This is a genomic window from Clostridium sp. MF28, assembly GCF_002969175.1.
Lineage (GTDB): Bacteria > Bacillota > Clostridia > Clostridiales > Clostridiaceae > Clostridium > Clostridium beijerinckii.
In genome coordinates this window covers 5,519,933-5,545,111 of the sequence record NZ_CP014331.1, presented here as the reverse complement: position 1 = coordinate 5,545,111, position 25,179 = coordinate 5,519,933, and the positions used below count along the sequence as shown (strand labels likewise).

The following is a 25,179-nucleotide window of genomic DNA, read 5'->3' as shown; positions in this document are numbered from 1 at the left end:
CTCTCCTTTACTTATTATCTATTTCTTGTAACGCTTTAGCTATATAACCTTTATTTTTATCCAATTTAATTCTCGCCTCATCTTTATTTAGCTTTGAAAGTATCATAAATATTGCTAGTTTGACATCGTAATCTGTTTTATTTAGTGCTTCTGTTGCCTCTTCCATGTTTATACCCGTTGCTTTACAAACTATTCCTTTAGCTCTTTCAATTAGCTTTTCATTTGTAGCTCTTAAATCTACCATTAGATTTCCATATACTTTTCCAAGCTTAATCATGACACCAGTTGATATCATATTTAATACTAGCTTTTGAGCTGTCCCAGACTTTAGTCTCGTTGAACCTGTTACAACTTCCGGACCAACTACTGGTGCAATTGAAATATGGGCCTCCTTTGCAACATCTGAATTTTCATTACAAGTCACTGAAACTGTTAACGCACCGATTTCATCAGCATACCTCAATCCTCCTATAACATAAGGGGTTCTTCCGGAGGCTGCTAGTCCTATTATTGTATCATTCTCTGTTATATTTTTACTCTTTAAATCTTCCACTGCTAATTCTTCTGAATCCTCTGCTCCCTCTTTTGCTCTAAATATAGCTTCTTTTCCCCCAGCTATAATTCCTTGCACCAATTCTTCTGAAACTCCATATGTTGGTGGACATTCTGAGGCATCTAATACGCCAAGCCTTCCTGATGTTCCTGCACCTATATAAATTAATCTTCCTCCTCTATGAATTCTTTCAGCTATCATATCTATAGCTTTTGCTATTTTAGGAATCTCTTTTTCTACAGCGTTTGCTACCTTTTTATCCTCATCATTCATGATTTTTACCATTTCTAAAGTCGATACTTTATCTATATTTATTGTAGTTTCATTTCTGCTTTCAGTTGTTAGATTTTTTAAATTTAAACTATCCACATTCATCGCCTCCATATAAAACATTTAATTTTGACTACGTTTTCACTTGATATATACATCATAACATTTTTGAAATTTTGTTTCAATATATTTTAAAAAATATATTATTTTGTTTCTAAAATATAATTTAATTATATCATCTGTTCTCTATGCCTCTAGGTTTAACAAATTTCTTTATACAATTTTGTTATATTAATTCTAAACAACCTTAATAAAAACCGCTTAAATGCCTTGTGTAAATACTAATACAAATTATCTATAAACATTAGCCTAAATTATCATAAAAATCTCTTGCATAAGAAATTTAAATATGTTATTATATCTTCACGGCCTAAGAACAAATGATATTAAGTTGTTCAAGTAGGCTTATATATTGATTATAAATTCTGGAATATTCGTTAAGCTCTTATTTTGAACCTACACTTAAAATACGGGAGTTCAATTATCTAGATGTGGAAATGTACTTTCATATGAGTCCTTTTACGGCTTTGAAGGCGATTGAATCATCTGTGAGAGCACCCACCTATCGAAGGATAGGGGTCAAAATTAGAGTACCGGTATTTTGGATATTATATAGGACATTCTATGCCAATGCTTAATGTTAAGCATTGGCTTTTTATTTTCATGAATTAAAACTAAAATAAATGTTTAAGAGCTCAAATTAATCTCTGCTCTTTTTAGTAATTATTTTTATTATCCACATATGTGAATATAGCCTCTATATCTGCATTTATAATATTTTCTCCTGCTTCAATAGGGGTAGTATTACTGGTAGATTTAAGAGTCATTACTAGTGGTGTACTAGTGGTCTCATTTTGTTCATTTATTTGAATTGGTATAATATTCAACTTTACTTTAAGTTGATCAGCTACAACTCGTGCTTTATTTTGAGCATCTTGTAGAGCTCTTCTTAACGCTTCATAATAATACTTTGTTTCATCTGAGACAATAAAGATAATCCCAGTTAATGAATTTGCACCATTGCTTACTGCAGTATCAATTACTGCACCTACATTATTAATATTACTAATTAAAATCTTCAAATTGTTTATTACTTCATATCCTCTAAAAACCTGCTTTCCATTGATGTAATCATAATTTGGCCGTATGCTATAATTTTCGGTTTGTATATTCTTAAGAGGTATTCCCAATGCTCTTATACTATTTATAACTTCTTGAGTTATCTTAGCATTCTCCTCCTGCGCAACTTCCAATTGCAAATCTTCAGTTATAACTCCAACGACTATTTCTGCTAAATCTGGTTTTACACTTACCGTTCCTTTTCCTATAACTTTTAGCTTATTAGATGAGCATTGATCATCGTTAAAATCATTTAAGCTATAGATACCGCCCTGCCCTAAAGTATGCATCTCATTTTCCCCTTCAAAAAATTAATCATTAATTCATAATATGATGAATCACTCGAAATGTCTCTAAGCTACATACATCAATCTTTGGAATACTTTATGGTTAGAAAAAGTCTTAAATTCATCTCAAATTTAAGGCTTAAATATACTTTACTGAATTCAAGATCCTAAAAAGAATAATGCTTTTCCACCACTTCTCTTGTAAATCCATAATCAATGATGACTGGCTTTCCATCAATCATTCCCCAACTGCTTTTCCTACAAAAATCCCCCAATAACAACCTATAATTTTTCTTTATTTCTTGCAATTCCTGAGTTTTTAAAAATTCATCCCTATTCGATACATTAAAATACTTCCATACATATAAAATATCACTTATCTTGCTTGCTTTTTGCATTATAAGTAAGCTAAAGTCACTTGAAACTTGTATAACTTTTGCAAATAACTTAGTATGATCATTATCCGAAATGATATATTCAGCTTTATTTTGTGCTATTCCAGCCTTATTTTTTGCTATCTTCAAAACATATCCATTTCCTAAATCGAATGCTTTCCTGCCAGAACCTGAACCAATATATTTATAATAGCCTTGTTTTATATTAAGCATAACTTTATCAAAATCAATAGTCATTCTAGCACCTACTCATAACTATATTTTAATCTATTCGAACTCTACATATTACATTACTCTATTCTATTAAAATTTGTTCTTATTAAACTAAACTTTATTTTTATTAGTGCTATGCAATTTCTTATATAGATTAAAATAATAAATCAACATTTGAATCTCTAGCAAACCAAGTGCTCAATTAAGAGCATAATATAGAAACTTAATTGCAATATATTATATATACTTATAAAATATTTTGTTAATCCATTGGTTTTATATGCATATATTAAGCACAACCAATATTGTTAACTACATTTTCATATCGAGTTGACAATATTAAATATTAATTATATACTTGTCTTGAAATTATTTAATAAATTGGGGCGTGGTAAAATTATATGGAAAAATTAGCAGAAGAAATTATTAACGGAAGACGATTAACTAGATCTGACGATTTAGAATTTTTATTAACTTGTGATTTAAAGAAAATTTGTGATGGTGCTAATAAAATTCGTAAAACACTATGCGGAGAAAGCGTGGACCTTTGTACAATTATTAATGGTCGCAGTGGAAAATGCAGCGAGAACTGTAAGTTTTGTGCTCAATCAAACCACCACAAAACAGAAATTAAAGAATATGATTTTTTAGATCCTAATGTAATTTTAAAAGACTGCAAAAAAAATGAAGCTAATGGTGTACATAGATACTCTATTGTTACAGCAGGAAGAGCTTTAGTTGGGAGCGATTTTGATAAAGCTGTACAAGCATACAAAATGATGAATAAAGAATGTTCCATCAACCTATGTGCATCTCACGGTTTTTTAAGCGAAGAACAATTTGTACTTTTAAAAGAAGCAGGAGTCACAATGTACCATGCAAACATAGAAACTTCTAAAAGAAACTTTCATAATATTTGTACTACTCATTCATATGATGACAAGATTAAAGAAATTAAACTAGCGCAAAATGCAGGTTTAAAAGTTTGTTCCGGTGGTATTATAGGAATGGGTGAAACTTGGTATGACAGAATTGACATGGCTATAAGCTTATCAGAACTTGGAGTTATATCTATACCAATAAATATATTAATGCCTATCAAAGGTACTCCATTAGAAAATTTAAAGAGGATTTCTAATGACGATATCTTAAGAACGATTGCTATTTTTCGTTACATAAATCCAACAGCTTATATTCGTATGGCTGCCGGAAGAACTTATTTTGAAGATGGCGGCATAGAAATTTTTCAATCTGGAGCTAATGCAACGATAACTGGTGATATGCTGACTACTGTAGGTAACAATACATGCCAAGATAAAATAATGTTGCAAACACTCGGTTTTTTAATTAAAAAAGAATTATAGAAAAGAAATATAATATATAAAGGAGATTTAAAATTATGGAAAATATACGTAGAACTAACGCACGTCAGTTAACAATAATCGGAATAATGAGTGCTTTTATATGTACATCTGCACCATTTTCAATTCCTATTGGTATAGTACCAATTACATTAACAAATTTGGCAATTTACCTTACTATATATATAATTGGAAAAAAGGAAGGAACAATTAGTTATCTTATTTATCTTCTCATAGGTGCATTGGGATTGCCCGTTTTTTCAGGATTCTCTGGTGGATTTACTAAATTAGCAGGGCCAACAGGTGGATATTTAATTGGATTCGCTTTTATGGCATTTATAAGTGGAATATTCATTGACAAATTTCCTAATAAAATTTTTATGTGCTTTTTAGGTATGCTGATAGGTACACTAGTAACCTACATGCTCGGAACAGTATGGCTAGCATATGTTGCACATCTACCATTTAATAAGGCTCTAACAATTGGTGTTCTTCCATTTATTCCTGCTGACCTCGCAAAGATGGTAGTTGCATCACTAATAGGGCCTCAGATTAGAAAAAGAATTAAAAGCGCTGGATTATAATAGTTAAAATATATATATTCGCTAAAAAGGATTTTCTTTAAATTATAACATTAAAGAAAGTCCTTTATATTATAAATCATTCAAATTCACTTCTACTTTTTTCTAACTTCTCTAAGTATTCTCTCACTTATCTCTTCAACTTCTTCATTATTCAATCCTTTTCTTTTAATAGCATTAGCAAATATATTTGTTATTTGTTCCCAATCACTAATTTTCTCTGAATGTAATTTTATCTCCTCTAATAGCTCATATACCTTTTTATTTATACCATTACTCTCCTCGTCAAATCTACCATATTATTATAACAAAAAAATAAGAATCATAAACAATATTTCTAATGTCCATGATTCTTATTAATTAAACCTCTTTATGAGAAAAGTCTGTAATTATTTTATTATCATCATCTTCCGTTTTCTTTATTTTGCCTAATTTAATCTTAATAGTTAGTGTCATGTCTTCCCTCTTCCTACATATTAATTAACGTGAATAATTAATCTTTATATAAGTATTATTTATTATTTTATAATTGAACTTCGCTTTTATACTATCAATACTCGATATCTTTTCAATATAGTACATATCTGCTAAAGTTAAATCTCTTAACTCTGCAACAAATTCAAATTTAGAACACTTTTCCAAATTATCATTTATAACTTTCATGATTTCATTATGTATCTTCATAGCATATCACCTCTCATATATATTAACTTTAAAAAACTATTTTATTTACTTTTAACTCTATTATGTTTAGTTCAAAAATATAAAAAACCAATCAAAACTAATTAAAAAAATTAATTAGTTTTGATTGGTGGGTTGCATCATTAACTCCAAATTCTCAAGATGCCCAAATACAGAGAATTTTTCACAGTTCCCAATCTTTGTATATTTATGTTACTTTATGTCTTTCTATGTATATATTATAACAATAATATAAGAAAAATCAACATTAAATGCAATATTTACCTTACAATAATTGTTACATATTTAAAGGTAATTATTAAATGTATAAAAAATTTTATTTACTGTCCTTAAATATCATATTTAAGTTTATTTTAATATAATGTTTATATTGAATTAACATATTTGTTATAATCTTGTAATAATTATCAGCTATAATAAGAAAATAAGATAATTTCTTATTAACTATTTATCCTTCTATATAAAATCGTTTATGGGTAACTTATTTATGTATTGTAATAAGTTACCCTTATTAATTTTATAATTCTCATATAGATATCCAAATTTAAAACTAAACTTATGTGATAACTTACCGAAATCATAAACTATACTTAGACTATGAAATGTCTTCCAACCAGAAATGAGTAATATACTTTTGTGGAATGTTTCATTGGTAATTTTGATGGATGTGATTCTTTGGCTATAAGTTGTTCCAAATGTGCTAGTTCAAAGCTTGTTCTTTGAGACTAGCACTTTGGGTGCAACTTTTATAGCCTTAGAATCACCCATCAGAATTACCTAGAAACTGGAACAAAAGTATGTTACTCATTTCAGCGAGTTATATGCATAAGTTAAGGTCTTAGTTGGGTTATCTATATTTCTTTATACAATTTATAATCTTAACTTTAGGTTATTACTAATAACACATCATTTAAATTAATATATCTTTTATAAAAAAACAGCATCCCCCATAATTTTCATAAAAAATTATGTAGAATACTGTTTAATGAATGTTATCATTCCCTGAATTTATGAATACTTTATATTAATACAACTTAGTATTTTCAATATTTTTAAAGTTTTCTACCCATTATCACACCCATGGCTGATGCCATCATAAGTCCTCTAGTCCATCCACTTGAGTCACCTAAACAATGTAAGCCTTTTATATTAGTTTCGAAATTTTTATCTAAATCAATTCTATTACTGTAGAATTTTATTTCTGGGCCATATAATAATGTTTCTCTGCTTGCAAATCCTGGAACTACTGTATCCATGGCTTGTATGAAGTTTAAAATATTTGTCATAGTTCTATATGGCATAGCTGATGTTAAATCTCCAGCTTCTGCATCTGGTAATGTATGTCTAACGTTTGATTCATACAATTCCTTTTCCCAAGTTCTCTTACCATCCAATATATCTCCATATCTTTGGACTAATATTTTTCCATTTCCCAACATATTAACAAGTTCTGCAACCTTCTGACCATATTCAATTGGTTCATTGAAAGGCGCTGAAAAATTATGCGAACTTAAAATTGCTAAGTTTGTATTATCAGATTTCTTATCTTTATAAGAATGTCCATTAACTATTGCTAAATTATTATCATAATTCTCTTGACTTACAAAACCACCTGGATTTTGACAAAAAGTCCTAACCTTATCTTTAAATGGTGCTGGATGCCCTATAAGTTTAGATTCGTAAAGTACATTATTTACACTTTCCATTACTTCATTTCTGAGCTCAACTCTAACACCTATATCAACTGGCCCTGCACTATGATTTATCTTGTGTTCAATACACATGTCTTTTAACCAATCAGCACCTTTTCTACCTGTTGCTACAACTACTTTATCTGAAAACATTTCTTCATCATTACTTCTAGTTAATGAATCTGTTATTAATACCCCAGATACTTCATTGTTTCTTATCAAAAGATTTTTAACTGTTGTATCAAATTTAATTTCAACACCAGCATTTAATAGATGTTTTTGAATCTTCAAATATATTTCTTGAGCTTTTTCAGTTCCTAAGTGTCTTATTGGACAATCTACTAGCTTTAATCCACCTTGTATTGCTTTTCTTCTTATTTCTTTAACTGCTTCATTATTTCCTACACCTTCAACTTTAGTATCTGCTCCAAAATCCAAATAAATTGAATCTGTATAATTTATGTATTCTTGTATTAAATCAGCTCCTGCAAGTTCAGGTAGATCTCCACCTACTTCATAGCTTAAAGATAGCTTTCCATCTGAAAACGCTCCTGCGCCAGAAAATCCAGTAGTAATATGACAATAAGGTTTGCATGATACACACTTTTTAGTCTTATCTTTTGGACAATGTCTCTTATCAATGCTCTTTCCTGATTCAACTAAAAGGATTTTAGATTGAGGTTTTTGTTTCTTTAGTTCATACGCAGTAAATATTCCTGCTGGACCAGCACCTACTATTATTACATCATAATTCATTCTTATCTCTCCTTGACATTAAATATAATTTTTAAGTAGACACTTATAGTCCTATAGCAATTTACGGTAGCTTGGTAGAAACATCCGACCCTTATTATCAGATTTATATAAGTGAATATTATTAACTTTTTTTTTAAAATAGTTCTTATTACTAGGTAATTTTAGCTTATATATTAATAAAAATCAATAACAAATTATTTTTTTCTTCTTTTTTCCTTTATAAACACGAACATTAATCTAAACTCAAAGAATAAAACTCTCATCTATGTAATCGTATGGCCTTATAAAAATTAAAATTTATTGTATTTTAAATTGGTAAAAACCACCAAAATCAGAAATTGTGATTTTAATGGTTTCTTACATACAAAAATAAAGTTATTATTTTACTATAGATTTTCTTTCTCCAACTGGTAATAATAATCCAGACTTTGATAAAACGGGTCTTATAGCATTATAAATAATACTTACTAATATTACTGACACTACTGCATTAACAAAGGTTGCAAATACACTTATTTTTGCCAAAACTGCAGCCATTTGCTGCGGCTGCCCAAGAATATATTGTTTATAAAAGTATCCAGCTATAGGATCAAAAACAACATTAAAAGCTAATCCTCCAATTGCAGCAATAATAGTCCATTTAGCTATATACTTTTTATCCCTACTTTCATCTATTTTTGCATATTTATGAGCAATTAAACCAGTTATCAAACCAATGCATAACTTTAAAATGAAAGTTTTAGGTGCTCCGATTGCATATGTTGGATCTAATAGATCTGATATTGTCATACCTATAGCCCCTGATAATCCACCATACCAGCCTCCTAGAAGCAATGCTGCCAATACACAAAAGCATTCCCAATGTGCAGTGAAACCGCATCTTCACCTACAGGTATTTTTATTGAAAGAAAAGTAAATGATACAAAGCATAATGCTGCAAGGACACCCGTCTGAATTACTTTTACAATTCTTGAATTCTTATTTTCCATATAATAGCCCCCCTTATTGTATTATTCTATCTTCATAGGAAAATGTTGTGATTATTATAACACTATAGGAGTTCTCTAGCAATTGTATGGGTTCATTTATATTTCACATTGCATCTTTTATTATATATTATGTTTAAATTTACAATGCACATTTCACAATTCACAATTACGGCTAGAATCCTTGCAATGTTTTTAGAAATTTTATGAAGAATTATTTTTGCAATATATATACAAAAAATAAGACTCCCCTAAATCACAAATTAGTGGAGTCTTTTAATCGTAATCTTCTATTTTAATAATGATATAGCTATTTAATTTAGCCTGATTTTAACTTTGTTAAATAATAATTATTGCTACTATTGTTGTGATAATTAATCCTATAACAACAGGTTTGAGATTTTTTTTAGCTAATTCAAATGCATCTACACCGCAAATCGCTGCTACTGGTATTAGTGCCCATGGGATTACGGTTCCTCCACCTACCCATATTCCTGCAATTTGTCCTAAATCTGTTAATGTTGCTACACCACCACCTAAAGCCGTTGAGAATATTTTCGAAATGGATCCTACCAAAGATATTCCTGAAAAACCTGATCCATCTAAGCCTGTAATTGCGCCAACTACTGTAAGTGTGCCGGCAGAAATAGTTGAATTTATTGGAACGTTATTTGCAAGTGCAGCACCTAAGTCATTAACTATGCCATTTGAGCCTTCTGGAAGTATCTTTCCAAATATATCTGTAAATGCAGAGTCACCTAAATAAAAAAATGCAGCTATTGGTATAACAACTCCAAATATTTTGAAACCAAACTGGAGTCCTTTAACAAGATTATCAGTAATTTTATCTAGTGATTTTTCTTTATAAGCTAGTATTGAAATTAAGCTCAGGATAAATATAGCAGTACCTCCAATAAGCGCTGTTGCATCACCACCTTGTAATTTAGCAATATACATTATAAAAATATCTAATGCAAATAATACTAGAATTAATAACGCTAAAAACCTTCTTACTTTTTTTGAAGAAATAAGCATTGAAGAACTTGAAATTGATGTTGAACTTTCTATTTCCTCATATTCACTAGACATCTCTCCTGATTTAATCTCCTTCCTGAGGAAATAAAATGCAGCAACAGTTGTAACTATTCCCATTGTTAGTTCAAGTGGAATACTTGCAGATATAACCTCAGAAACTGGTATACTTGCTGCATCAGCAGTAAGTTTTGGTGCTGCCTGAATTATATAATCGCTTGATAAAGCTATACCATGTCCAAATAAATTCATTGAAATAGCTACTCCCATAGCTGGAAGTCCAGCTTTCTTAGCAATAGGTAGAAACAATGCCCCTATAAGTGCAACTGCTGGAGATGGCCAGAAAAACCACGATAAAACCATCATAAAAATTCCAATTACCCAATAAGCAATCCAATAATTTTTTATAACTTTTCTAAAAGGAGACACCATCTCATCATTTATTCCAGAGTCCATTAATGTATTACTCATTGCTGTTATTATTGATATTATAAAAATTGTTGGCATCAATTCCTTTGCTGCATAAACAAAACTATTAAATACTCCCATTACAGATTTATAAATTGATTCTGTTCCGGCCAATCCCAGAATAAAAATGCCTAATATACATAAAAGAGAGATATCTTTCTTCTTCACCATAGCCAATATAATTATAATGATAAAAATAAGATAAATATAGTGAAGCGGTGTTAATACTAAGTTAATCATATATTTCTCCTATAAAAGTTCTTGTACTTATAAATTATGTAGGAAATATATTCTTAGTTACTATATATTAAACAATTGTCAACAAATATTTTTTATTTAGCAATTCCTTATTATTTCTATCAGTTATTTATAAATCATCCCAATAAATCTTCTCTGACTTTTCATCTGCTTTTGAATGTTTATCAAACACTTTGACTATTATGGCTGATAACAAAAAGCCAATTACTCCACCTACGATTTGAAAAGTTCTATCAGAAGCCACCTGCATATTTTCACCTATTATTCCACCTATAAAAGCTCCTATAAATACCAGCATTATTGGCAAAATGAAAATCATGAACGCAGCTAGTATCATACTTGTATTTTTCTTTTTTGTCTTTAAATTTGAGCCATTTTCTAAATCTCTCATAAAATCCCTCGCTTTCATATTAATATGTTTATATAAACATTTATTAACTTGTTTTACCTGCATGATAATATTTTCAAATTAAAATATATCCCATTCTAATTATATATTTTAATCCCAATACTTGTCTTCTATAATTTCATATTATCACCAATCATTGTAAAAACAAACAATAAAAAATAGACTTGGTGAAATTATTAATTACCAAGTCTATGAAATATTTATATTACAAACAATTATTAATTAAATAAACAAGTTTAGTCCAGAACCTTCTGTTGATCCTAAATATGAAGCAACTCCACCAATTTCAACCCCATCAATAAATTCTTCTTTTTTAATCCCCATTAACTCCATGCTCATAGAACACGCTCCCACCTTAACTCCCATATCTATAGCATTTCTTATTAATGTTTCTAATCTATCAACTTAAAACGCAAAAACTATCTAGGCAACTTTTTTTAAGTTATCCATAAATTTTATTGGAATATAAATTTCTAAAGAATAAAAAAAGAGTTGTAAGAAAATCTTACAACTCTTAATAAAATAATATTATCTTCTATTATTTTGTTCCTTCTTAATTCTTCTGCAAGATATACATCTTGTAGGTTCATTAGTAAATCCCTTTTCTTGGTAGAATTCTTGTTCCCCTACAGTGAAAACAAATTCTTCTCCACAATCTCTGCATACTAAAGTCTTATCTGTCATATAAAGTTCCTCCTTTAACTAAAGATTAATATATTGATTCATATAATTCTCTAAAGGAGAAATTTACATATCTATAAAAAACCTTTTATTTCATTTACAATATTCATTATAACATACTTCAGTAAAATAGCAAACTTTTTAACTTAACTTTTTAAATTCATTGAGATATCCAATAACTCAGAAGCCTCATCACTTGTTAAACATTTTGCTTGAGCAATCTCTTCTACTACAATTTTCTTTATATGATTTAGCATTTGTTTTTCACTTGAATTTAAACTATGCCATCTTTTCAATTGTGTTAAATCAAAGATAACTTCAATAAATTCATCAAATGTGCCTGATTTCATTTTTATTTTACTTATATTCCTTCTTTCTTTATAATTAATTTTAGAAAATTTTTCTGCTTCTGTCATAAATCTATCCAAATGTTTTAAACTATTCTCTAATGTTTTAATATCGCTCACTAACCTTATATTGAATGTATTTGCTGCACTAATAGGTAAAGTTAATTTCATGGTATTATTAATTAAGTGTATTATATAACATTTTATTTTCTCACCTTTGAGTTCCTTTTCTTCAATAACATCAATTATTCCTATTCCTTGACTTGGGTATACAACCTTATCTCCTATGTTAAACAAAAAATGACCTCCTCACATGTAATAGAATTAATAAAACTAAATTATATAAAATTTTAATATTGTAATTATCTAGATAATACATATAAAATTAAGCGCTCTAAAAGTTCATTTTAAAATGCCTACTCATCTTATGACCATTGTAGTTATAAAAAGTTTTTACTTTCTAGTATGGTACTTATTTCAAAATATAAATCTAACTTTTAGCATTTTTTATCCGTACCATCATTTCTCTACATAAGTCCTTTTTTTAATTAAATTCTACATATTACCACTCTTTCATAAAATAAGATTTTTATTATCTAAATATATATTATGTAAATTTCGTATAAAGATACATATGTTTTATTAAAAGAAGCAGATTTTTCAATTTATTGTTTTCATATAGTTAATTTTAGAGTATAATAAGTTTGAAAAAGGAAAAACTGATGTGTAAAGTACATAAATCATTTTTCCTAAGCTATTATAGTTATTATAATAAATATACAAGTATACGGAGGTCGTAAAATGTTAACATCAGCTAAAGAAATGTTAAACAAAGCTAGACAAGGAAAATATGCAGTTGGTCAATTCAACATCAACAACTTAGAATGGACTAAAGCTGTATTATTAACTGCACAAGAAAATAATTCACCAGTTATCTTAGGTGTATCTGAAGGTGCTGGAAAATATATGACAGGATATAAGACTGTATCTGCAATGGTTAAAGCAATGATCGAAGAATTAAACATTACTGTACCAGTTGCTTTACACTTAGATCACGGCAGCTATGAAGGTGCAAAAAAATGTATCGAAGCTGGATTCTCATCAATCATGTTTGATGGATCTCATTATCCAATAGCTGAAAATATAGAAAAGACTAAAGAATTAGTTGCTATAACTAATGAAAAAGGACTTTCTTTAGAAGCAGAAGTTGGTTCAATTGGTGGAGAAGAAGACGGAGTTATAGGTAAAGGTGAAGTTGCTGATGCAAATGAGTGTAAGCAAATAGCTGAATTAGGAGTTACTATGTTAGCTGCTGGTATTGGAAACATTCATGGAAAATACCCTGCAAACTGGGCTGGATTAGATTTTGAAGCATTAGCTAAAATTGAAGAAGCTGTTGGAACTTCTATGCCATTAGTATTACATGGTGGTACTGGAATTCCTGAAGATATGATAAAGAAAGCTATATCTCTTGGAGTAGCTAAGATCAATGTTAATACTGAATGCCAATTATCATTCCAAGAAGCTACTAGAAAATATATTGAAGCTGGAAAAGATTTAGAAGGAAAAGGATTTGACCCAAGAAAGTTATTAAATCCTGGATTCGAAGCTATCAAAGCTACAGTTAAAGAAAAAATGGAATTATTCGGTTCAGTAAACAGAGCTTAATTTCATTGAATATAAGGAGCACTATATTTAGTGCTCCTTTTTATTTTAAATTAGTATTTCAATCAAATTTCCCTCTTTATCTAAAACAATGCCTTTATAAATATGTTTTCTAGTATTGATATTGAATCTATAATTACTTTTTCTCTTTTTTTAATATAAAAATTGTCATGTATGTTTTCAAGTATCCTATTATAGTCATTATCAACTATAAACTTACTCAAAATCTCAATTCTATCATTTCTATCCAATTTATATTTATCCAAAATTCCTACAATATCTCCTATTTCACTATTAAAACTTTTAAGATTAGAACCTCTTTTGATATTTGCTAACCTCGAAATGCAACCTGTATCATTAATAATTTCAATGTTTGATAACCCCTCAATTTTATTTTTCCTTGCCCCATCTTTTAAAATATTTAATATATAAATAAACATTTTTACATCTCCCCAATAAGAATAAAACTTAAATTTAATTATACGTTTACATTGAATAAAATTCAAGATTAATATAAAATTTATTAACTGTATTTTAAATATTACTTCTACATCTATATTTGTTTTTCCTTCCATTTTCTTATTTTTTTCTATTTTAATTTAACTTATGCTGAATTTTAGTATTAATATATGCAAATAAATATATAATAATATATAATAGATATTTTTGCAATTTGGAGGTGTCTTAATGAATAATAAATATAATGATTTATTCGATGAGTTAGTTAAATCATATTACAATGGTAATTTTGATGAAACTCTTAAACGTATTATGGTATGTCACAAAAAGTCTCCACAAGAAACTTTTGAGATTATTAGATCGTTGTGTGGAGTTGATATGGAGTTCGATAATAATTATGTATATAATCTAAAAAAAGCAATTACAGAATATACAGTTAATACAAGATTAATTGAAAAACTTAAAGGCTGTAATGAATCATGTCCTAGAAATGAAGACGGTAAATTTAGCTGTCAGGTTGCTTGTCCTTTTGATGCCATTCTTTATGATGAAGAAGAAAGATCAACATACATAGATAACGATAAATGTCTAAATTGTGGTGTATGCGTGGATTCATGTAAGCATGGATTAATATTAGATAAAGTTTATTTTCTTCCCGTTTTAGATTTAATGCAGAACAATAAAAAAGTCTTTGCTGCAGTTGCTCCTGCTATTAGCGGGCAATTTGGCGCTGAGGTCACTATGGATCAAATCAGGGCTGCTCTTATAAAAATAGGTTTTACTGATATGATCGAAGTTGCCTTTGCAGCAGACGTATTAACAATAAAAGAAGCTGTTGAATTTGATAAACATGTGAATGGGCCTAAAGACTTGATGATTACTTCATGCTGCTGCCCTATTTGGATAGGAATGCTTAGAAAAGTTTACAAGGAACTTGTTCCTGATTTATCCCCATCGGTTTCACCTATGGTTGCTGCTGCACGAATGATAAAAAGTCTTGATTCCGATGCAAAAGTAGTTTTTATAGGTCCATGTATTGCAAAAAAAGCTGAAGCTAAAGATAAGGATTTAAACGATGCAGTAGATTTTGTATTAACATTTCAAGAGCTTGACGAAGTATTCAGAACTTTAGACATAAAGCCTGGTGATTTGGATGGTGTACCATCTGTTGAGTACGCTTCTAGAGGCGGAAGATTATACGCCCGCAGTGGTGGCGTTTCAATTGCTGTATCAGAAACAGTTGAAGAACTTTTCCCTGAAAAGCACAAGTATTTTAAAGCTGCAAAAGCCTCTGGAGTAAAAGATTGCAAAGAACTTCTTGAAAACGCTCTAAATAGAAATGTTGATGCAAACTTCTTAGAAGGAATGGGATGCGTTGGCGGATGTGTTGGTGGTCCTAAAGCAATAATTCCTACAGAACAAGGTAAGGAATCAGCCGATAAATTTGCTTATGATTCACCTATAAAGGTTCCAGTTCATAGTAAAGTACTTGATGAGGTATTAAATAAACTTGGTATAAATTCAATAGATGACTTTCATGATCATGAAAAAGTAAGTATTTTTGAACGTGAGTTTTAACCTAATTTTATTTTGACTTCTTAATCTATAATTTCATCTGAATGCTAATTAACATAAATATTTATAGTATATTTTACTAAAAAATGGCTGTATAAATCTACAGCCATTTCATATATGAATTGCAATTGTTAATCTTACTAATTTACAGTTTCAAGAGCCTTTTTTACTTTAGGAACTACATAGTGGCTACTACCTCTATCTTTAACATCTTCAATCATCATTACTACCAATAGATTATTGGGAGATTTATTAGTGGTCATCCCAACGAACCATCCTAATTCTGTACCATTATTATCATCCTGAGATGCTTTTATCTCCGCTGTTCCTGTCTTTCCAGCTATAGTTAACCCACTAGTATAAGCTCCATGACCTGTCCCACCTGAATTTTCTACTACTTGTATCAAATCTTGAAGTACCGTATTAGCTGAGTCTTTTGACACAACATTAGCTTTCCATACTTTGTTATCTGAATTATCCTTTTTCACAAGATATGGTGTTAATATATTTCCTTCATTTTGAAACATAGTGTAAAGCGCTGCTAGATGCACAGGATTTACCAAAACTTCACCTTGACCATACCCACTGTCTGCTAGTTGTACCTCAGATTTAAAATCCTTATCACTTGAATATTGTGAATTATATAATGGATATTCAAATGGAATTTTATCAACAAATCCAAAGCTATTTAACTTATCTCTAAGTATATCCTTTCCAATATCTAACGCTGCCTGAGCAAAGTAGATATTATCAGAATAAACAAGTGCATTCGATAGATTTGACGGTCCTTTATAATCGCTTACTCTTGTAACTGAGTAATTTCCCCAACTGCTATCCTTCTTCCAGCTAAGGCCAGTTATATTTTTATTTGCATTGGGATCTATCTTTTTTGTATCTAAACCAATAACCGCAGTAATTGGCTTAAAGGAAGATCCAGGCACTAATGTTGCCTGAAATCTATTATACATAGGTTTTTTAGGATCATTATTCAAACTATTCCACTCATCACCTGACATGCCCAAAACAAAATCATTTGGATTAAATGCTGGTGTACTAACCAAAGCTAAAACCTCTCCTGTATTAGGATTCATAGCAACTGAAGTTCCTTTATCACTACCAAGCTGACTATATAATAAGCTTTGTAGATTGCTATCAATTGTTAATTTTAAATCCGCACCGTTTTTAACATCTTTTGTTATAATTGATTTTTTCTTTTCGCCCTGAATACTTTGAATATATATTTCAGCACCATCAATTCCTCTTAATGTATCTTCGTATGTTTTTTCAAGCCCTGATTTACCAATTATAGAATTTTCAGTATACTCCTCATCTTTATGTTTATCCAATTCATCAGCATTTATAGCTTGCACATATCCAGTTAGATGTGCTGCCTGCTCTCCTAGAGAATAAACTCTTGCATCTTTATCATTAATTTTAACTCCTGGAATTTTAAGAAGGCTCGGAATTCTTTCATCACCATATGGTATTGCCTTTACCGGAATAAACATATCTGGTTTAACATATGATGCATTTAGTTGACTGTTTATATAATCAACAGTTATCCCTAATACTTTTGAAATTTCATCAATTGATTTATCTTTGTTTTCACCTAAGTTTCCTGGAACAATTCCAACGTTAGATGAAAAAGAATCTGTTGCCAGTTTAACTCCATTTCTATCTAATATGTCTCCTCTTTTAGATTTTATTATTTTAACCCTTATTTTGTCGCTATCAGCTAAGTCCGGGAATATTGCTTGAGAATTCCACATTAAAGCATAATCCTTTCCAATCTTCCTACTCATAGTTGCACTATTTGAAAATTCTAATTTTCCACATATAGTATCCATGCTGGTTTCATAATCTACGGTAGCTTTATCACCATCTTTTTTTACATTTTTTACATAGATTTCAATATTACTAGCACCAATACCTTCATAAATATTTTTGTTCCTTGTAATAAAATCATCTTTGGACATCTTTTGTATAATTTCACCATCTGCCAAATCATACATTTTTTCATATTCTTTTGAATTTAATAAGCTAAAGTACTCCAGTAATTTATTTTCCGGTTTGTGTGTCTTATTGTAAAAAAAGAAAGCAGCTAAACTAATAATAAATGGAATTACTACTATTCCTGCACCAATTAATATATAAATATTTTTCTTTTTATCCATAAAATCCAACCTTCTCTATCTTAAATCTATCAGTAAATTATACCATATAAATGTATATCTTTACATCTCGAATTCCACATTATTAAAATATAAAGAGAGACTACTTTTATATTTTCGCAATCTCTCTTAATCTAATATATATTTATATAATTCACTTATTTTTCAAGCATAAAAGTATTATCTTCGTATAACTTCTACTTTATATCCATCTGGATCAGTCACAAAATAATATCCTGGTTTTTCTCCTGGTAATCCTTTCAAAGGCGTAACTTCGTATCCTAGTTCTATATGTTTTTCTCTCATTTCTTCTAAGTTTTCAACACCTATTGCAGTATGGCTGAATCCATTTCCTAAATCGTATTTTTCAACACCATAATTATAGGTAAGTTCAATTTCATATCCCCCCATCTCATTTGACAAATAAACAAGGGTGAATTTATGTTCTGGGAAATCTTTTCTTCTAGTCTCTATAAGACCTAGTGCATCTCTATAAAACTTTAAAGATTCCTCTAAATTTTTAACTCTAATACAAGTATGCAACATTTTTACTGACATTTCAGTTCCTCCTTAATTTAAATAATTTTATAATTTATTTGCATCAATAGTATATATTTCTCTATACAACATTACTTTGCATTTATATACACTAATTTCTTATATTAATATACCACATAAAATGCAAATAATAAAATAGTTTCCTATTCCTAAAATAAAGTAAAAATTACCTTTAACTATTTTCATAATTAGAAAAATATAGCATAATGTCAAATTATAGTTTATAATATTATGATGTATTTATTAAACACTAATTGAAGTTACAAATTTATAATAATTATCAAGGAGGCAATATTTCATGAAATTACTAAAATATATGCTTATTTTTATTCCAATAAGCTTTATAGCAGAATTTGTTATGCATGTATCTCCATCAATAATGTTTATACTTGCAGCATTATCTATAGTACCACTAGCAGGACTTATGGGTGAAGCAACTGAAGAAATTTCATTCTACTCAGGCCCTAAGATTGGCGGTTTTTTAAATGGCACTTTCGGAAATGCAACAGAACTAATAATATCATTTTTTGCTCTTAAAGAAGGCCTTTTTGATGTTGTAAAATCTTCTATAGCTGGGTCTGTAATCGGCAATATATTGTTAGTACTTGGTGCTAGCATGCTTGCTGGGGGGCTAAAACATAAAACTCAGACTTTTAACAAAAAAGTAGTTGAAGTTTCTTCAAGTATGTTACTATTTGCTGTTGTTGGCTTGTGTGTACCTGCTTTATTTACCCATACTGTGGACCCAACTCTTTTGAATACTAGATATGAAGGGTTAAGTATAATAGTTGCAATAGTAATGCTTTCTATTTACATTTTAAGTCTTATTTTTTCATTCTTCACTCACAAAGATATTTATACAGTTTCTGATCAAGAAGAAGGTAGTGCTAAATGGACATTAAAAAAAGCAATATCTGTATTAGTTATTGCTACAGTTCTAGTGGCTATAGAAAGTGAATTCTTGGTAAGTGGAATAGAATCTATAACTTCAAGCTTAGGACTTAGTGAATTTTTCGTTGGTATTATTTTAATCCCTATTATAGGAAATGCCGCTGAACATAGTACTTCTGTTGTAATGGCAATGAAGAATAAAATGGACGTTGCTTTGGAAATAGCTATTGGCTCAAGCTTGCAAATTATATTATTTGTAGCACCAGTATTAATATTCTTAAGTTTATTATTCACTCCTATGAGTATTGTTTTCAATGAATTTGAACTGATTGGCCTTATTGTTGCTGTATTAATAGCTAATAGAGTTTCCAACGATGGAGAATCAAATTGGTTGGAAGGAGTTCAACTCCTTGCTGTCTATTTAATAGTTGCCGCATCATTCTTTATTTTGTAAAATTCAAAAAATAATCTAATTCCATTTTAATGCAATACCTCATAATTTCTTATTTATAAAATTATGAGGTATTATTTTTATAACCACTTATTTTTCTTGAACCATACACCACATAACACAACTACGCTGACACTTATTGAAATCACAAAGGGATATCCATAACTCCAACCATATTCCGGCATATTAAAATTCATTCCATACCACCCTACTATAAGAGTAAGTGGCAAAAATATAGTCGTGACCACCGTGAATAACCTCATTAATTGATTTTGATTTATGTCAACTTGAGCTTGATATGCTTCCCTTACTTGAGTAACATAATCTCTAAGATTATTCACATTCTGATATAGTCTATTAATACGATTAGTGAACATTCTAAAGTATCTTATTATTTTTTTATCAATTAATCCATTATCATTTTCTTCTATAGATTCTGCAATATTTAATAATCTTTCATAATACCTCTTCAATTTTAATAATTTTTTTCTCAACATAATAATCTTCTTTAAGTAATTATCATTCTTTGAAGTCATTAAGCCTTCTTCAAGTGCTGCAATTTCATATTCAAGTTCTTCAATATGATAAGTGTCCTCAAATGTAAGTTTATCAAAAAATGCATATAAAAGCTTGCTAAGATTCAATCCTTTAATCTCACCCGTTTTACTCTTAGAAATCACCTCTTCTAGAATATCATTTCCATCACTTATAAATACAAGTACGTTTTTCTGAAGAAACATACTTACTTTTTTTGATTGTTTTAATACATTATTAATTATAGGAATCTTTAAAGATATGTAATCTAGACCTTCATAACTTTCAAATTTAGATGTTCTTCCATTCATACAATCATATAATAATTTTTCGTTTATATTGAGGATGTCCGAAACTGATTTAAGTTCATCAAATTTGATGACAACAACAAATAATTTATTATTATTTGTTGTAATACTTTCCATTTTATCACTTTGTAATATATCATTCTCTAAAACATAGACCATTTTTAATCTCCTAAGTATAAATTTATTATATTTTAACATATTATCATAATCATTTCATCATATCCTTAAACTTCATAATGATTCGTTAATTAAAATTCGTTTATCGTTATGATACTTAAATTTTAACATCATAAATATTCTCCTTATTTAATTCCGAATCACTAATCTAAAGCTACTTGTAATTTTTGAATTATTATTTTAAATTTTGTTATATGGTTAGTTTACTATATAAAATTTATATTTCTGCACATAATATAATTAATTTAGAAGGGAGGCTTTTTAATGCGAAAAAGTACAAAAATAGCAATAATTGTGGTAATAATCTTGATAGTCGTAGGTATTCCTATAAGTAGTTATAATAATCTAGTTTCTTTAGAACAGACTGCCAATTCTGCATCTTCAAATATTGACACTCAATTGCAAAGAAGATCGGATTTAATTCCTAATTTAGTTAATACAGTTAAAGGTTATGCTACACAAGAAAAATCCATATTTACTGATATCGCTAATGCAAGAAGCAGATTATCTGGTGCAACAAATATACAGGATCAAGCTGATGCTGATAATCAACTTTCCGGTTCCCTTTCAAGACTATTGGCTATAGTTGAAAATTATCCAGAATTAAAATCTAATCAGAATTTCAGAGATCTATCAGTCCAGTTAGAAGGAACAGAAAATAGAATTGCAATAGCGCGGCAGGATTATAATACTGCTGTAACAAATTATAATACTAAAAGAAGAAGTTTTCCAAGTAATATAGTATCTTCATTATTTGGTTTCCAAGAGAAACCACTCTATAAAGCTAGCGAAGGCTCAAAAGAGGTTCCTTCAGTAGATTTTACAAAATGATAGAAAAATTAATACATAGATCTTTAAATTCATTATTAAGCTTTCTTCTTTTAGTTGTTTCTTCAATTTTCCTCATTTCAGCAAGTGCTGAAATTAAAGTTCCTTCTCCTACATCTTACAAATATTTAAATGATTATGTACATATAGCTAGCGAGACTGAGGTGAATGGCATACTCTCTATAGGAAAGGAATTAGAAGACAAAACTGGCGCACAAGCTGTTGTAGTTATTATAAACTCAACTAATAATATACCTATTGAAGACTATGCTAATACTCTTTTTAGATCATGGGGCATCGGAGAAAAAGGTAAAGATAACGGCTTATTGGTTCTTTTGGCGTTAAATGATAGGGCATGGAGAGTTGAAGTTGGCCGTGGACTTGAAGGTGCTATTCCAGACGTTTTAAGCAGCAGAATCATGGAATCAGTTGCTAAGCCTAGTTTTATAGAAGGAAAATATGGTGAAGGTCTACTTAATTCTTATAGTACTTTTTGCGATTATATAGCAAAAGAGTATAATATCACTCTGGATAAATCATTAAATATCTCGGAAAAAAATACAAATACTATTAAATCTAATACCGGAACTAAGGTGTTTGAAAGTATAATTCTAGGTCTGCTATTTCTAGATATTATCTTTAATAAAGGTAGAATTTCTTTTTCACTACTTCAGATTATTTTCTGGAGTAGCATCTTTAGAGGCCGTGGTCCCAGAGGTGGATCATCAGGAGGAGGTTTTGGTGGCTTCGGTGGTGGCTCTTCTGGTGGTGGTGGCTCTAGTGGAAACTGGTAGAACCACCCAAACCATAAAATAAAGGTATTCTTCTAAACGATATTTTATAGTTTTCTTAATATCAGTAGTAATATTTTCCTGAGATGTTTATCTATCATGATTAGGGTTATTACTAACCTTATTTATCGCAGTTGTAACTTGTACTATTATATCAGTTTCAACTTGTTGTTTAGTACTTTCTATTTTGGCCATTATCTTTCCTAAAGGTGTTGCCACATAGTATGGTTTTAAATTGTTAAGAGAAAGTGTGAAGATGTCCCTTTTACATTTATCGCATTTACATCCATCTGTTTTGGCTAACAAGATTTCCATATACTCCTTAACCCATATTTCCATATAATTAATAACATTCTCCATTATGTTTTCTCCTTAATATTAAAGTCTTAAGCATTATCTAATCTTTACCACTGACAATGAGATTGTACCACAATTTTCTAACAGAACAATTATATCACTAATCTTAGAATATTTTAACCCTTATAAAATCATTTATCTGTATTTAAAATAATAAAAGATGAGCTCTACTAAACTCATCTTTTATTGCTTTATGCTTGTTAGTTTACTCACTATGTAAAAATATTTTATACAGCATTTATTCCTTTTTAAGGATTTTAATTTGATTTATATAATTAAGTATGTCTAGGTAACAATCACCCTTTTTCTGTATGCTATATACTAGGTTTTGTAATTGCTGATTTTCAGTTCTTGATTTCTCAACTAAATTAGTTAAATTTACTGATATCTCCTTTATTCCATGTAAATTATTCTTTTGAGAGTCCTGAACTCCTTGTACATGTTTATATACTTCTGATTCAGCATCTATTATTTTATCTAGTATAGACGAAGACCCTTCTATAATGTTAGTTGTTTTATTTATAACTTCAGTTCCTTCGTTAGATTTACTAGATAATTCCTCCATTGATTTTGTCAAATCATCTAAAGAATTCATAATATCTTTAGCATTTTTCTGGGTATCAACAGAAAGTTTTTTTATTTCATTAGCTACAACGGTAAACCCTTTTCCAGCTTCACCAACTCTAGCTGCCTCAATAGCTGCATTCAATGATAATAAATTTGTTTGCTGGGCAATTCCATTTATAATATTAGCAAAGCCTTGAATACTGTTATACTGATTTTGTATCTCTGAAATTAAATTGATAAATTCATCAAAAACCTTAGAAACTGTGCCGACCTGATTTATTAATTCATTAAAATCATTTCTTGCATTATCTATTTCTTTTTGAGAATTATCAAGACTAAGAAAAACATCCTGTACAAGATTTTCTGTCTTATCACTATTGTTAGATAAAACCTGTAAATATTCATTAACATTTTCTGTTTGCTTAGTCGTATATTCAGTACCTTTAAGAAGTTTATCCAGCCCGTACGTCATATTTCCTTCTTCATTAATAACTGTTTTTATATTATTTTCTATTATAGATGTTAACTCCATAACTTCATTCACATATAGGAAGCATTCTTCTTTCTCATTACTGTTAACTTCATTTTGATTTTGTATAGTGCTTATTTCCTTGCTTTTAAATTTAAACATATTAATATCCCCCTTTATTCAACTGCTAATATTACCATAGTTTGATTTACGTGTTTTTTATAAAATTGCTCTCCATAGCTTACAAATCCAGCAGTATTAGGGCAGAATGAAAGTAGTTCTTTATCTATTGCTTTCCAAATATTATCTTCTTGAAACTTCAAACTTCTTAATATACAGTTTATTGACAACATAAAGCTAGGTTTAAATCCAATCTTCTCAACTGTATTTCTTACTTGGCTTATTGGATCAACTGGTTTTAGAACCTCAACAAAGGTATTCGACATAACCTGGCAATAAAATGTGATTGATTTGTCTGGGTTTACTTTCATAGGAGAAGATATAAAAATTTCATCTTCATACATTTTTCCTAAAGGATTATTCATAAAATAATTAGAAAGATCACTTTCTTTTACATTTAAAACTCTTGCATATTCGATGCTAGCTGGAACTTTATTGAATGTCTTTATCGTCCTGCTTATAGGGTCGGCTTCAGTTACTAATAGTCTTTGTCCCATTGGTATATATATATTTTCTTTTATTATAGTAGTTCTTCTTTTTGTATTAAAGAAAATCATTACACTATGAACACGCTTTTTACCTATAAATATGAATGTTTCTTTAAACTTAAGATTATCTCCAGCACTTCCACCTATGACTTTAAAATTATCATCTACAAAATAGAGGGTACCTATAATACTTTCTTCCATTCCAGTTAGACCATCGCATAATAAAAGTGAAAAAGCATTCTTGTTAGTTTTAATTTTTTCATAAGCACCTTTTAAATTATTCACACTTTTTATTGGTGGATAAAGTATCTCTACAACTTCACCATCACAAATATCATATTGAAATCCAGAAATAACTCCATCTTCATAACCATTTCTTCCATACTCTCCAGACGTAGAACAAAGTATAACATTTGAAGATACTAATGTTGATAATTCTGTAACATTTTCTACATTTGAAAATATAACAAATCCTATATTAGAATTATTATTTATAAAATTTGACGCTTCTTGTACGTTTGAAAACATTAACTCTCTCATA

23 protein-coding genes, 1 other RNA gene, 2 pseudogenes and 2 riboswitches are annotated in these 25,179 nt (G+C 29.3%); of the genes and pseudogenes, 8 read left to right on the top strand and 18 right to left on the bottom strand.

Annotated elements, in window-relative coordinates; all coding sequences use genetic code 11:
• Nucleotides 1–7: 7 nt before the first annotated feature.
• Nucleotides 8–928, bottom strand: a complete 921-nt coding sequence (murQ, locus tag AXY43_RS24560) for an N-acetylmuramic acid 6-phosphate etherase (RefSeq protein WP_435867744.1) — start codon at nucleotides 926–928, stop codon at nucleotides 8–10.
• 374 nt (nucleotides 929–1,302) lie between these two features.
• On the opposite strand from murQ, the gene ssrS reads away from it, so the two are divergent.
• Nucleotides 1,303–1,495, top strand: a non-coding RNA gene (gene ssrS / locus AXY43_RS24555) — 6S RNA.
• A 104-nt stretch (nucleotides 1,496–1,599) separates the two neighbouring features.
• Here the strand turns inward: ssrS and AXY43_RS24550 are convergent.
• Together AXY43_RS24550 and AXY43_RS24545 are read right to left on the bottom strand one after the other, a co-directional pair.
• Nucleotides 1,600–2,292: an SIMPL domain-containing protein gene (locus AXY43_RS24550; protein WP_181246074.1), complete on the bottom strand. Its 693-nt coding sequence runs from the start codon at nucleotides 2,290–2,292 to the stop codon at nucleotides 1,600–1,602.
• 164 nt (nucleotides 2,293–2,456) lie between these two features.
• Complete coding sequence (locus AXY43_RS24545) at nucleotides 2,457–2,921, bottom strand: hypothetical protein (protein ID WP_023975820.1); 465 nt, start codon at nucleotides 2,919–2,921, stop codon at nucleotides 2,457–2,459.
• Between the two features lie 377 nt (nucleotides 2,922–3,298).
• On the opposite strand from AXY43_RS24545, the gene bioB reads away from it, so the two are divergent.
• Together bioB and AXY43_RS24535 are read left to right on the top strand one after the other, a co-directional pair.
• Nucleotides 3,299–4,261 carry a biotin synthase BioB gene (gene bioB, locus AXY43_RS24540; RefSeq protein WP_023975819.1) on the top strand — a complete coding sequence of 321 codons (963 nt, stop codon included), beginning with the start codon at nucleotides 3,299–3,301 and terminating at the stop codon, nucleotides 4,259–4,261.
• Between the two features lie 35 nt (nucleotides 4,262–4,296).
• Complete coding sequence (locus tag AXY43_RS24535) at nucleotides 4,297–4,842, top strand: biotin transporter BioY (protein WP_023975818.1); 546 nt, start codon at nucleotides 4,297–4,299, stop codon at nucleotides 4,840–4,842.
• A 477-nt stretch (nucleotides 4,843–5,319) separates the two neighbouring features.
• Here the strand turns inward: AXY43_RS24535 and AXY43_RS24530 are convergent, their stop codons facing one another.
• The 8 genes and pseudogenes from AXY43_RS24530 to AXY43_RS24495 form a co-directional block, all read right to left on the bottom strand.
• Nucleotides 5,320–5,523, bottom strand: a complete 204-nt coding sequence (locus AXY43_RS24530) for a hypothetical protein (RefSeq protein ID WP_012058142.1) — start codon at nucleotides 5,521–5,523, stop codon at nucleotides 5,320–5,322.
• Nucleotides 5,524–5,640: 117 nt separating this feature from the next.
• Nucleotides 5,641–5,724, bottom strand: a riboswitch (cyclic di-GMP riboswitch).
• 869 nt (nucleotides 5,725–6,593) lie between these two features.
• Entirely contained in the window at nucleotides 6,594–7,988 is a 1,395-nt protein-coding gene (locus AXY43_RS24525) for an NAD(P)/FAD-dependent oxidoreductase (protein WP_023975817.1), read from the bottom strand.
• Between the two features lie 26 nt (nucleotides 7,989–8,014).
• A riboswitch (purine riboswitch) is annotated at nucleotides 8,015–8,119 on the bottom strand.
• Nucleotides 8,120–8,366: 247 nt separating this feature from the next.
• Nucleotides 8,367–8,977 (bottom strand): annotated as a pseudogene (locus AXY43_RS24520) (ECF transporter S component).
• 336 nt (nucleotides 8,978–9,313) lie between these two features.
• The gene (locus tag AXY43_RS24515) at nucleotides 9,314–10,714 is read right to left on the bottom strand and encodes a hypothetical protein (protein WP_181246075.1); all 1,401 of its coding nucleotides are present in this window, start codon (nucleotides 10,712–10,714) and stop codon (nucleotides 9,314–9,316) included.
• Between the two features lie 127 nt (nucleotides 10,715–10,841).
• On the bottom strand, nucleotides 10,842–11,123 hold the full coding sequence (locus AXY43_RS24510) for a SoxR reducing system RseC family protein (RefSeq protein WP_023975814.1): 282 nt from the start codon (nucleotides 11,121–11,123) through the stop codon (nucleotides 10,842–10,844).
• Between the two features lie 240 nt (nucleotides 11,124–11,363).
• Nucleotides 11,364–11,546 (bottom strand): annotated as a pseudogene (locus tag AXY43_RS24505) (DsrE/DsrF/DrsH-like family protein); the annotation flags it as partial.
• A gap of 123 nt (nucleotides 11,547–11,669) precedes the next feature.
• Nucleotides 11,670–11,825 (bottom strand): zinc-ribbon domain-containing protein, encoded by a 156-nt coding sequence (locus tag AXY43_RS24500; RefSeq protein ID WP_012058137.1) that lies wholly within the window; start codon nucleotides 11,823–11,825, stop codon nucleotides 11,670–11,672.
• A 143-nt stretch (nucleotides 11,826–11,968) separates the two neighbouring features.
• A complete protein-coding gene (locus AXY43_RS24495; protein ID WP_012058136.1) occupies nucleotides 11,969–12,466 on the bottom strand; it encodes a CarD family transcriptional regulator in 498 nt (165 codons plus the stop codon).
• Between the two features lie 504 nt (nucleotides 12,467–12,970).
• Between AXY43_RS24495 and fba the strand changes: the two genes are divergently transcribed.
• A complete protein-coding gene (gene fba, locus AXY43_RS24490; RefSeq protein ID WP_012058135.1) occupies nucleotides 12,971–13,837 on the top strand; it encodes a class II fructose-1,6-bisphosphate aldolase in 867 nt (288 codons plus the stop codon).
• 80 nt (nucleotides 13,838–13,917) lie between these two features.
• Here the strand turns inward: fba and AXY43_RS24485 are convergent, their stop codons facing one another.
• Nucleotides 13,918–14,274, bottom strand: coding sequence for a hypothetical protein (locus AXY43_RS24485; RefSeq protein WP_023975042.1), 357 nt, complete (start codon nucleotides 14,272–14,274; stop codon nucleotides 13,918–13,920).
• Nucleotides 14,275–14,521: 247 nt separating this feature from the next.
• On the opposite strand from AXY43_RS24485, the gene AXY43_RS24480 reads away from it, so the two are divergent.
• Nucleotides 14,522–15,871 carry a [Fe-Fe] hydrogenase large subunit C-terminal domain-containing protein gene (locus AXY43_RS24480; RefSeq protein WP_023975043.1) on the top strand — a complete coding sequence of 450 codons (1,350 nt, stop codon included), beginning with the start codon at nucleotides 14,522–14,524 and terminating at the stop codon, nucleotides 15,869–15,871.
• Between the two features lie 137 nt (nucleotides 15,872–16,008).
• Here AXY43_RS24480 and AXY43_RS24475 read toward each other — a convergent pair whose 3' ends face one another.
• Both AXY43_RS24475 and gloA read right to left on the bottom strand, forming a co-directional pair.
• The gene (locus AXY43_RS24475) at nucleotides 16,009–18,042 is read right to left on the bottom strand and encodes a penicillin-binding transpeptidase domain-containing protein (RefSeq protein WP_023975044.1); all 2,034 of its coding nucleotides are present in this window, start codon (nucleotides 18,040–18,042) and stop codon (nucleotides 16,009–16,011) included.
• Between the two features lie 177 nt (nucleotides 18,043–18,219).
• The gene (gene gloA / locus AXY43_RS24470) at nucleotides 18,220–18,597 is read right to left on the bottom strand and encodes a lactoylglutathione lyase (RefSeq protein ID WP_012058131.1); all 378 of its coding nucleotides are present in this window, start codon (nucleotides 18,595–18,597) and stop codon (nucleotides 18,220–18,222) included.
• Nucleotides 18,598–18,895: 298 nt separating this feature from the next.
• Between gloA and cax the strand changes: the two genes are divergently transcribed.
• Nucleotides 18,896–19,942, top strand: a complete 1,047-nt coding sequence (gene cax / locus AXY43_RS24465) for a calcium/proton exchanger (protein ID WP_105412310.1) — start codon at nucleotides 18,896–18,898, stop codon at nucleotides 19,940–19,942.
• 77 nt (nucleotides 19,943–20,019) lie between these two features.
• Here the strand turns inward: cax and AXY43_RS24460 are convergent, their stop codons facing one another.
• A complete protein-coding gene (locus AXY43_RS24460) occupies nucleotides 20,020–20,940 on the bottom strand; it encodes a magnesium transporter CorA family protein (RefSeq protein ID WP_023975046.1) in 921 nt (306 codons plus the stop codon).
• A 282-nt stretch (nucleotides 20,941–21,222) separates the two neighbouring features.
• On the opposite strand from AXY43_RS24460, the gene AXY43_RS24455 reads away from it, so the two are divergent.
• Both AXY43_RS24455 and AXY43_RS24450 read left to right on the top strand, forming a co-directional pair.
• Entirely contained in the window at nucleotides 21,223–21,789 is a 567-nt protein-coding gene (locus AXY43_RS24455) for a LemA family protein (RefSeq protein ID WP_012058128.1), read from the top strand.
• Nucleotides 21,786–22,580 (top strand): TPM domain-containing protein, encoded by a 795-nt coding sequence (locus AXY43_RS24450; RefSeq protein WP_105412309.1) that lies wholly within the window; start codon nucleotides 21,786–21,788, stop codon nucleotides 22,578–22,580. Before AXY43_RS24455 ends, AXY43_RS24450 begins: the two co-directional genes overlap by 4 nt.
• Nucleotides 22,581–22,667: 87 nt before the next feature.
• Here AXY43_RS24450 and AXY43_RS24445 read toward each other — a convergent pair whose 3' ends face one another.
• The 3 genes from AXY43_RS24445 to AXY43_RS24435 form a co-directional block, all read right to left on the bottom strand.
• Nucleotides 22,668–22,937 carry a late competence development ComFB family protein gene (locus AXY43_RS24445; RefSeq protein WP_012058126.1) on the bottom strand — a complete coding sequence of 90 codons (270 nt, stop codon included), beginning with the start codon at nucleotides 22,935–22,937 and terminating at the stop codon, nucleotides 22,668–22,670.
• Between the two features lie 235 nt (nucleotides 22,938–23,172).
• The gene (locus AXY43_RS24440) at nucleotides 23,173–24,132 is read right to left on the bottom strand and encodes a methyl-accepting chemotaxis protein (protein ID WP_023975048.1); all 960 of its coding nucleotides are present in this window, start codon (nucleotides 24,130–24,132) and stop codon (nucleotides 23,173–23,175) included.
• A 14-nt stretch (nucleotides 24,133–24,146) separates the two neighbouring features.
• Nucleotides 24,147–25,178 carry an FIST signal transduction protein gene (locus AXY43_RS24435; protein ID WP_023975049.1) on the bottom strand — a complete coding sequence of 344 codons (1,032 nt, stop codon included), beginning with the start codon at nucleotides 25,176–25,178 and terminating at the stop codon, nucleotides 24,147–24,149.
• Nucleotide 25,179: the final 1 nt, after the last annotated feature.

Bases quoted from the DNA above. Each gene is read 5' to 3' on its own strand.
- AXY43_RS24480 (WP_023975043.1), top strand. From the start codon at position 14,522: ATGAATAATAAATATAATGATTTATTCGATGAGTTAGTTAAATCATAT.
- AXY43_RS24500 (WP_012058137.1), bottom strand. From the start codon at position 11,825: ATGACAGATAAGACTTTAGTATGCAGAGATTGTGGAGAAGAATTTGTT.
- AXY43_RS24550 (WP_181246074.1), bottom strand. From the start codon at position 2,292: ATGCATACTTTAGGGCAGGGCGGTATCTATAGCTTAAATGATTTTAAC.
- AXY43_RS24485 (WP_023975042.1), bottom strand. From the start codon at position 14,274: ATGTTTATTTATATATTAAATATTTTAAAAGATGGGGCAAGGAAAAAT.
- AXY43_RS24535 (WP_023975818.1), top strand. From the start codon at position 4,297: ATGGAAAATATACGTAGAACTAACGCACGTCAGTTAACAATAATCGGA.
- murQ (WP_435867744.1), bottom strand. From the start codon at position 928: ATGAATGTGGATAGTTTAAATTTAAAAAATCTAACAACTGAAAGCAGA.
- gloA (WP_012058131.1), bottom strand. From the start codon at position 18,597: ATGTCAGTAAAAATGTTGCATACTTGTATTAGAGTTAAAAATTTAGAG.
- AXY43_RS24475 (WP_023975044.1), bottom strand. From the start codon at position 18,042: ATGGATAAAAAGAAAAATATTTATATATTAATTGGTGCAGGAATAGTA.
- AXY43_RS24440 (WP_023975048.1), bottom strand. From the start codon at position 24,132: ATGTTTAAATTTAAAAGCAAGGAAATAAGCACTATACAAAATCAAAAT.
- AXY43_RS24460 (WP_023975046.1), bottom strand. From the start codon at position 20,940: ATGGTCTATGTTTTAGAGAATGATATATTACAAAGTGATAAAATGGAA.
- AXY43_RS24435 (WP_023975049.1), bottom strand. From the start codon at position 25,178: ATGAGAGAGTTAATGTTTTCAAACGTACAAGAAGCGTCAAATTTTATA.
- AXY43_RS24545 (WP_023975820.1), bottom strand. From the start codon at position 2,921: ATGACTATTGATTTTGATAAAGTTATGCTTAATATAAAACAAGGCTAT.
- AXY43_RS24455 (WP_012058128.1), top strand. From the start codon at position 21,223: ATGCGAAAAAGTACAAAAATAGCAATAATTGTGGTAATAATCTTGATA.
- fba (WP_012058135.1), top strand. From the start codon at position 12,971: ATGTTAACATCAGCTAAAGAAATGTTAAACAAAGCTAGACAAGGAAAA.
- AXY43_RS24530 (WP_012058142.1), bottom strand. From the start codon at position 5,523: ATGAAGATACATAATGAAATCATGAAAGTTATAAATGATAATTTGGAA.
- AXY43_RS24450 (WP_105412309.1), top strand. From the start codon at position 21,786: ATGATAGAAAAATTAATACATAGATCTTTAAATTCATTATTAAGCTTT.
- AXY43_RS24525 (WP_023975817.1), bottom strand. From the start codon at position 7,988: ATGAATTATGATGTAATAATAGTAGGTGCTGGTCCAGCAGGAATATTT.
- AXY43_RS24445 (WP_012058126.1), bottom strand. From the start codon at position 22,937: ATGGAGAATGTTATTAATTATATGGAAATATGGGTTAAGGAGTATATG.
- cax (WP_105412310.1), top strand. From the start codon at position 18,896: ATGAAATTACTAAAATATATGCTTATTTTTATTCCAATAAGCTTTATA.
- AXY43_RS24515 (WP_181246075.1), bottom strand. From the start codon at position 10,714: ATGATTAACTTAGTATTAACACCGCTTCACTATATTTATCTTATTTTT.
- AXY43_RS24510 (WP_023975814.1), bottom strand. From the start codon at position 11,123: ATGAGAGATTTAGAAAATGGCTCAAATTTAAAGACAAAAAAGAAAAAT.
- bioB (WP_023975819.1), top strand. From the start codon at position 3,299: ATGGAAAAATTAGCAGAAGAAATTATTAACGGAAGACGATTAACTAGA.